Origin of the sequence: Citrobacter sp. wls826 (assembly GCF_005281245.1) — a bacterium.
In the GTDB taxonomy this organism is placed as follows: domain Bacteria; phylum Pseudomonadota; class Gammaproteobacteria; order Enterobacterales; family Enterobacteriaceae; genus Citrobacter; species Citrobacter braakii.
Map to the genome: position 1 here is coordinate 153,791 of NZ_SZWS01000054.1, position 4,243 is coordinate 158,033.

Consider the following 4,243-nt stretch of genomic DNA (forward strand, 5'->3'; position numbering starts at 1 on the left):
TATAGTGTAGACGCTGAACGATTACTCAGCAGCTTGCGGCATTTTACCCTTCTGCGCGGCACGTTCTGTCAGACGCTTCTCAAAATTGGCATTAAACTGCTTTTTCTGTTCCGGGGTCAGAATGTTGTAAATCTTGTTCTGGGTTTCCATGTGCGCCAGCATGTTGGCTTTGCGCTGTTCTTCCATCTTCGCAATCTGCGCTTCCGCTTTCGCTTTATCAAAGCTATCGCTGGCGATGATGTCGTGCATTGCGCGGCGCTCTTCCAGCGGCGGACGTTTCATCTGATCACGCTGACCTTTCATGATCTCGCGAATCTGCTGTTTCTGCGCATCGGTCAGGTTCAGGTCTTTAAACATCATGTCATGATGCGGGGCAAACTTACCGTTGTGGTGCATCATTGGTTTGGCATCAGCTGGCGCAGCTGTTGTCGTGTCAGCGGCGTGGGCCAGGTTAGCAGCGCCCAGCGCCAGGGTAGAGGCAACAAACAGAGCAGTCAGTTTACGCATAATTTCTATCCTTTCTTTCAGTTATTTTTACGACACTCATGCGACTCTTATGCAATGTGATGTCGTGTTGACGAGATTAACTTTACCGGCTTAAGCGTCAATTAATCAGAGCAACGGTAAAACAATGAAAGTGTAAAAAACAAACTTTCATCAATTATGGAGAAAAAAAGAATAAATTGCGCAGAGTTGCAATGAAAAATTACAACGGGATGATTTTGAAGGGATTATGAAGAACTATACCTCATCCCTGATTATTAAGAAAGCAATTCACCAGGAATAATCCGTAATAAATAAAAACAGCACGCAAAAATAAGCCCTTAGGGATAAACCAAAAGGGCATATATATTTGTCACAATTTTTCGAGCATCAATCCTGCACGTAAACCACAGGCCACGTTTGGATTTGGAAAAAGAACGTATTCAACATCATGGGTGACGGTAAAACGTTCATCACCGTCCTGCGCCAGCAAGGTGCCCTCTGTAAAAGGGGTAAAGTTGAGCGTCTGGTTATCCATGTGAAGAATGAAATCGTCGCTACGCCGCGTGATTTGCGACACCACGCGGTAACGCAGCGGAGATGTTTCTCCCGGTGACATTCGCTCGCCCTTTAGCAGCTTCGCCAGCGCATCTGCCGTCTGCGCAAACTGAGTCAGATCGTTTTGTCCAAACGGCAGCGCTTTACCCAGTTCCAGCGTGCAGGCCAGCGCGCCAAAATGTTCAGCGCTAAAATGGGTGAACGTGCCGCCAGGTGTCTGATGGAAAACCAGCGCCTCCAGCCCTGCCTCTCCCAGCCATCCCAAAAAATCTTCGTCCCAGGCAACGTTGCGTTGTGGCAACACGCCAAAGCGCAGATGCTGCGAGCCGCGAATCGCGGTGTGCAGATCCAGATGCCAACGGACTGGCTCTTTCGCCCGCGAATAAAAATCCTCCAGACACAGCTCAAGCTGATGAGCTCGGTGCGTTTCTTCACTCGCGGCAAAAATCTGCCAACGGCCGCCAAACATACGGTTCAGGTCGCTATGACAATAACGTTGTCCCGCCGCCAGCGCCTGCGGGTTCCCCAGAATCACCAGCAGCCGCCATGTCAGCGTTAGTTCACCGCTAAACAGCCTGGAGAGAATTGAATCAAGTATCTCTACCGGGGCCGTTTCATTACCGTGGATCCCCGCAGACAGCACCAGCGAATATTCCGCCGGAGTGTCCGGCGTCAGCTCCAGAATCCCATGACCAATCCACTGCCAGGAAAAGCCGCGAGCTGTGCCCTCGGTTGTCTCGGGGGTTATCCCTGCCAGCGTCTGGGCCAGAAAATTATCCATGGCTGGTCCTCTCCTGCTGGAAGGGATACACAGAGCCGAGGTTGAGCAATTGCGTCAACGTATCCAGCGCTTCACGCCCCTCACGCAACAGCTGCGGGTCGGCAAGGTCGGCGGCGGTAAGACGATCGCGATAGTAACGGTCGACCCAATTATTCAGCGTGTTAAACAGCGTATCGTTCATGATAACCGCCGGATTTACGGCCTGCAGCTCCTGTGGCGTAAGCACCACTCTCAGGCGCAGACATGCCGGACCGCCGCCGTTGGACATACTTTCACGCAGATCGAATACCTGCAGGTCATCGATCGGATTGTCTTCCTCGAGCAGACGGTTCAAATACCGCCACACGCCCGCATGCTCCCGACACTCCTGCGGCAGGACCAGCATCATCGAACCGTCATCACGGCTCAGTAACTGGCTGTTAAACAGATAGGTAGTCACCGCATCCTGCACCGACACTTCCGCAGCCGGGACTTCCAGCGGGGTAAAACCTGCCACCTGACTGCGTAACTGATCGAACAACGCCTGCTGTCTGACAAACGCCAGCTGATGACAAAACAGTACCTGGCGATTCGACACCGCAATCACATCGTTATGAAACACGCCAAGATCGATAACGTCCGGGTTTTGTTGGGCAAAAATGCGCTGATGCGGGTTAACCTGATTCAGTCGGGCGACCGCCTCGCTGGCCTCACGGGATTGCCTCGCCGGATAGCGCTTCGGATGGGACGCATTCCCTTCTTCACGACCGTAAACAAACAGCTGTACGCCAGGGTCGCCGTAATCCCCGCCGAGGCGGTTATGGTTTGCCGCACCTTCATCACCGAATAGCGCAACCTGGGGTAACGCGCCGTGGACCGTAAAACTATTCTCATCACGGAAAATCGCCCGTAGCAACGCTTCGGTGGTCGGCGCTTCCAGCGAACGGTGAAACTTATTATTCAGATTCGCCACCGTCAGATGCACTTTCCCGTCCAGCGCATCGGCTGAAGGGCAGACCGTTGCCGCATTCGCCACCCACATAGACGATGCGGAGCTGGCGCTGGAGAGCCAGTGAGGCGCCTGACGCGCCACGTTCTCCAGTATCTGTTCGTCGCGGCCGGTAAAGCCCAACTGACGCAGCACCGGAATATACGGCCGCTCATGAGGCGGGATCACCGCCTGGGGAAATCCCGCATCCGCCAGCGCTTTCATCTTTAGCAGACCCTGCTTCGCCGCCAGACGCGGGTTCGATACCTGAAAACGATGTTTGGTTGAGGCCTCATTACCAAATGACAGCCCCGCATAGTGGTGGGTCAGCCCCACCAGACCATCAAAATTTACCTCACGGGCTTTCATAGCTTATCCTCGCGAGAAAAATCCAGGCCGGGGCTAAGCGTCGTTGGCAGCGTTAGGGCCGGTGATTCCAGACTTGCCATCGGCCAGGCGCAATAATCTGCGGCATACCACGCGCTGGCGCGATGGTTCCCGGAAGCGCCAACGCCCCCAAACGGCGCTGTACTCGCCGCGCCGGTTAACGGCTTATTCCAGTTGACGATCCCGGCCCGCGCCTCAAGCAGCAGTTGATCAAACTGGCTGCGATCGGGGGAAACCAACCCACACGACAATCCAAAGCGGGTGTTGTTCGCCATACGAATTGCGTCATCAAAGCTGTCATAACGCCAGACGCCAAGCAGCGGTCCAAAGACCTCTTCATCGGGTACGTTCGCTGCCCCGGTCAGTTCGATGATCCCTGGGGTGAGCAGTGACGTTCCGGCTTGCACCAGACGTGGCGCTAACAGCGTCCGGCCTCCTAACGACTCCAGACGCTGCCAGGCATCATAGACATGCCGCGCGGCCTGTTCGGAAATCAGCCCGCCAATAAATGGCTGCGGTTCTGCATCCCAGTTGCCGGGCATTAAACGCTGGCTGACGTCCACCAGACGCGTCAGGAACGCATCCCCCTGCGCGCCTTTTTTAACTAACAGGCGACGGGCGCAGGTACAACGCTGTCCGGCGGTGACAAACGCGGATTGAATAGTCAGATGCACTGCGGCATCAATATCTTCCGGGTTCTCAATAATCAGCGGGTTGTTGCCCCCCATCTCCAGAGCGAGGATTTTTTCCGGCTGGCCGGATAGCTGTCGATGCAGTTGATAACCAGTATTGGCACTGCCGGTAAACAGCAGGCCATCGAGATCGTCCTGCCCGCTCAGCGCCTGCCCCGTATCGCGACCGCCCTGCACCAGGTTCAGCACACCCGGCGGCAATCCCGCCTGCTCCCACAGCTTTGTCACGGCTTCACCGGTCCACGGCGTCAGCTCGCTGGGTTTGAAAATCAATGTGTTGCCTGCCAGCAGTGCCGGAACAATATGACCATTGGGTAAATGGCCAGGGAAGTTATACGGGCCAAAAACCGCCAGCACGCCGTGCGGGCGATGGCG

Annotated in this window: 4 protein-coding genes; all 4 read right to left on the reverse strand. The window is 55.0% G+C overall.

Translation table 11 applies throughout. The features are described 5' to 3' along the window. Window positions 1–21: 21 nt before the first annotated feature. A complete protein-coding gene (spy, locus tag FDW87_RS14770) occupies window positions 22–507 on the reverse strand; it encodes an ATP-independent periplasmic protein-refolding chaperone Spy (RefSeq protein ID WP_003030629.1) in 486 nt (161 codons plus the stop codon). A 349-nt stretch (window positions 508–856) separates the two neighbouring features. Beyond that, window positions 857–1,822, reverse strand: a complete 966-nt coding sequence (gene astE / locus FDW87_RS14775) for a succinylglutamate desuccinylase (protein ID WP_049040430.1) — start codon at window positions 1,820–1,822, stop codon at window positions 857–859. Next, window positions 1,815–3,158: an N-succinylarginine dihydrolase gene (gene astB / locus FDW87_RS14780; RefSeq protein WP_049271265.1), complete on the reverse strand. Its 1,344-nt coding sequence runs from the start codon at window positions 3,156–3,158 to the stop codon at window positions 1,815–1,817. The genes astE and astB overlap by 8 nt, the downstream gene beginning before the upstream one ends. Beyond that, window positions 3,155–4,243 (reverse strand): succinylglutamate-semialdehyde dehydrogenase (gene astD / locus FDW87_RS14785; RefSeq protein WP_252363195.1); only part of this gene is annotated, 1,089 nt, incomplete at its 5' end. The genes astB and astD, both read right to left, overlap by 4 nt.